At 69.8% G+C, this 3,961-nt stretch carries 3 protein-coding genes and 1 pseudogene; all 4 read right to left on the reverse strand.

Going from position 1 to position 3,961, the window contains the following annotated elements; all coding sequences use genetic code 11:
• Nucleotides 1-255, reverse strand: a pseudogene (locus ACXJKR_RS26530) (ABC transporter permease); the annotation flags it as partial.
• The gene (locus tag ACXJKR_RS26535; RefSeq protein WP_056202358.1) at nucleotides 252-893 is read right to left on the reverse strand and encodes an ABC transporter ATP-binding protein; all 642 of its coding nucleotides are present in this window, start codon (nucleotides 891-893) and stop codon (nucleotides 252-254) included. The pseudogene ACXJKR_RS26530 and the gene ACXJKR_RS26535, both read right to left, overlap by 4 nt.
• Nucleotides 893-1,429 carry a peptide-methionine (S)-S-oxide reductase MsrA gene (gene msrA / locus ACXJKR_RS26540; protein ID WP_457325360.1) on the reverse strand — a complete coding sequence of 179 codons (537 nt, stop codon included), beginning with the start codon at nucleotides 1,427-1,429 and terminating at the stop codon, nucleotides 893-895. The genes ACXJKR_RS26535 and msrA overlap by 1 nt, the downstream gene beginning before the upstream one ends.
• Before the next feature lie 10 nt (nucleotides 1,430-1,439).
• Nucleotides 1,440-3,961: DUF748 domain-containing protein (locus tag ACXJKR_RS26545; RefSeq protein WP_457325361.1), on the reverse strand; the 2,522-nt coding region annotated here is incomplete at its 5' end.

The following is a 3,961-nucleotide window of genomic DNA, read 5'->3' on the forward strand; positions in this document are numbered from 1 at the left end:
CTCCAGCGTCGCCAACGGGATATTGCCGGTCGGCGCATCGAGGTGGAAGACGCCGGCCAGCATGATCTGCATGGGGCTGCCCTTGGCGCCGACGACGAGGTCGATGCTGGCGAGGTCGCGCTTCAGCCCCGCCTCGACCTGGGCACTGGCGCGCAGCACGAAGGTCACGGCGGCGAGGCCGAGCGTCAGCAGCAGCAGGTTCAGCGCTGTCGTCAACGGGCTGGACCACAGGTATCGCCACGCGAGGCGGATCACAAGACCACCTCGCTGACGTCATCCCGCTCTGCCAGCGCTTCGACGACACGCGCGTCATGGCTGGCGATGACCAGCGTGCAGCCCTCGCGCTCGGCCGCATCGAGCAGCAGGGCCAGCATGTGCAGGGTGTGCTCATCGTCCAGGTTGGCGCTGGGTTCATCGGCCAGCAGCAGGCGCGGACGGCGCATCAGTGCGCGCGCGAGCGCCACACGCTGGGCCTGGCCGACGCTGAGCTGGTGCGGCCGGCGATTCGCCAGCTCAGCAATGTCCAGCGCCTCCATCAGCTCGGCCGCGCGCTCCGGGTCGGCGCCCTGCCCTGCGGCCAGCGCCGGCAACGCCAGGTTCTCGGCCACAGTCAGCGCCTCGCTCAAATGCAGGCGCTGGGGCACGACGCCCAACGTGGCTCCACGCCAGGCGTCCAGCGCGCGCGGGCTCAGCGTCTGCAGCTCGGTTTGCGCAACGTTCAGTTCGCCCTGTTGCACGCGCAGCAGACCCGCCAGCAAGGCCAGCAGCGTCGACTTGCCCGAGCCCGAGGCGCCACGCAGCAGCAGATGCCGGCCCGCGGCGAGCGCGAAGTCGGCATAGGCGAGCTCGGCGCCGCCGGCGTAGCGATGGCGCAGGCCGCCCCAGGCCAGCATCACTTGACCAGGCGCTTGAAGCTGGCCAGGAACTTGTCCACCTTGCCGGCAACGACAAAGGCGCAATAGCCMTGCTCGGGGTTGCGGGCGTAGTAGTGCTGGTGATAGGCCTCGGCCGAGTGGTAATTGGTCTCAGGTAACAGTTCGGTGACGGCGCGGCCGGCGTGATGGTCGTTGACCTCCTTCAGCACCTCGGCCGCGAGCTGGCGCTGCGCCTCGGTATGCCAGTAGATGCCCGAGCGGTATTGCGTGCCGACGTCGGCACCCTGGCGGTTCAGCGTCGTCGGGTCGTGGATGGTGAAAAACACCTCCAGCAGTTCGCGCAGCGAGACCTCGGCGGGATCGAAGTCGATGCGCACGACCTCGGCATAGCCGGTGTTGCCGCCGCAGACGGCCTCGTAGGTCGGCTTGGGTCCCTGGCCATTGCTATAGCCGTTCTCGACGTGGTGCACGCCGCGCACGCGCTCGTAGACGGCCTCCAGGCTCCAGAAGCAGCCGCCGGCCAGGGTGATGCGTTCGAGATTCGTAGCAGACATGGAATGACCTTCAATGAGCGCCAAGGGAGAGCTCGACATGGGGGCGCCAGGTCTCATCGCAACCCTGGTCGCAGAGCTTGGGCGCGGCGAGAAAGACGCGCGCATTGGGCGCTCCGCGGGCCAGCAGCGCATCGCGCACCGCCGTGGCGCGGGCCACCGCCAGCTGGCGCAGTGTTTCGTCTTCGATGGCGTAGCTGCCCAGCAGCAGGCCGCGCATCTGCTCGGGCGGCAGATCCTTGGCCAGGCCGAGCAGGTTCTTGGGCTTGTTGGGCAGCTTGCTGGCCTGGTAGAGGCGCTTGAGCGCGGCATCGGGTGTTGCGTTTTCGGCTTTGAGTGCACTGGCCAGGCGCTGTTCACGCAAGGCCTGGCCTTCGGCGGCGATGCCGGCCCAGCCCGTCAGCGTCAGCTGCACGCCGGGCTTGTCGACCAGCAGCTTGGCTACGCGGTCGAGCTTGGTCGAGTCGGCCAGTTCGACGCCACCCGGCACGAAGGCGATCTGGGCCTCCTCGGGTGCGTCGCTGCCGCTGAACAGGGCGAAGGGCGAGGTCAGCGCCTTGCCGATGAGATTGAGCACGAGCTTCCAGACCAGGCCGCCGACGCTGAACTCCGGATCGTTCAGGGAGCCGCTGACGGGCAGGTTGACGTCGATGACGCCGTTGCCGTCCTTCAGCAGCGCCACGGCGAAGCGCACCGGCAGCGAGGTCGCGTCAGGGCTCTCGACGCGCTCGCCAAAGGTCAGCTGGTTCAGGATGATCTGGTTGCTGGCCACCAGCTGGCCGCCGGGCTCGACCTTGTAGCGCAGCTTGGTCGACAGCTTGCCGCGCTCGATGGCGTAGCCGGCGTATTTGGCGGCGTAGGGCGACAACGGCGCCAGCTCGATGTCGGTCGCGTTGGCGGCAATGTCCATGGCCAGTGGTGCGCCCGGTTTGAGCTGACCGTCGATCTCCAGCAGGCCGGTGCCGGCGACCTTGCCCTTCAGCGTCAGCGGCGCCATCGCGCTGCTGGTAGACGAGAAGGCGCCCAGCGAGCCTTGCAGCTCGGTCAGGCGGGCGCTGTAGTTGGGACGCACGAAGCGGTCGTTGAAATCGACGACGCCGCGGTTGACGCGGATGCGTTCGGCGGCGAATTCCGGCTGCGCTGCCGATGCGGCTGGCGCGGGCGCTGCAGCCGCTTCCGCCGGGCCGATGTCGCGCAGATTGAAGCGACCCTGGTCGTTGACGATCAGGCGGGCATAGGCGTCTTCGAGCAGCGCGTCCTTCACGGCCAGGCGTGGCGGCGCGCCCGGCGCCAGGGCGAGCTTGAGGCCGTCGAGCTGCAGTGCCTGCCAGCTCAGCAGGTCTTCGCCGACGACGCGCAGGCCCTCGACGACGCGGGTCTGCAGCAGCGCCAGCGGCCCGACGCGCACGTCGCCGCCTACGTTGGCCGTCCAGGCGCCGCCGGCCTGCTGGGCGGTGACTTCGGCCTTCAGCCCCAGCTCAGCGCGCTGCAGATGCAGTCCCCAGGCCGGGTCGAGGTAGGCGTTGAGAAGATGCAGCGGCAGGGCCTTGGCCTGAAGGCTGCCGCTGGCCGAGAGCGGCGCAATACCGACACGGCCGCTCCACTGCAGGCTGCCGGCGCTGGCGGCGATGGGCTGATCATTCGCGCCGAGGGCCGCGAGTTGGGTGGTGATCTGCACCTGCACGGGCGTTGTGGCGGGCCAGCTCAGAGCGCCGAGCTGCAGGCGCAGCGGCTCAAGCGTAAAGCCTACGGGCGCGACACCTGCGGGCACGGCGGCGTCCTGCCAGCGCAGTGCGCCGCGCTCGACCGTCAGGCCAGCAAGCTGCACCTTCCAGGCCGGGCCGGCAGCGGACGCGGCGCTGTCAGGCGGCAGCAGGCCGGCGATGTTCAAGCGGCCACCCTGCTCGCGGGCGAGCAGAGCGCGCGGCGCGTCCAGCGCCAGCGTGCCGAGGGTGATGGCATGCGTGGCAGGCTCGACGCTGGCCTTGTCGAGCTGGGCCGAGGCCAACGTCACCAGCCGCGGCGCGCCGGGCAGGCCAAGGCGAGCGTCGCTGATGCGCAGCTCGGCCAGGGTCAGCTGGGCACGGTCGGCAGCGCCTTCGGCCAGCGGGTTCGTGACGGTGAGGCCAGCCTTGGTGGAGAGGCCGGCGACCAGCCGTACGCCGCTGGGCAACGGCAGCCAGGCGGCCAGGCGCTCGACGGCGAGGCCATCCAGCTCAGCATCAGCCTGCAGCAGCTCGGGCGACAGCTTGGCCTGGACCGTCAGCGTGGCCCGGTCCAGGCGCAGGCTGGCGTCGAGCTGGGCAGGCGACTTCAACGGCCAGGCGGCTGCGCCGAGCTTGATCTGGATGGCCTCCAGCGCCAGGCCCTTGTTGAGAGTGAAACGACCCTCCTTGACTTCCAACCCGGCAAGGCTGAACTGCCAGGGGGCCGCAGTTGGCGATGACACGCCGCCAGACCCTGACCCTGCCGGCAGCGGGCGCAGCCAGGCATCGGGCAACTCCAGCAGGATGGCGCCGAAGCCCAGCTGGCGAC

The sequence above is a fragment of the Roseateles sp. P5_E11 genome, assembly GCF_054049355.1.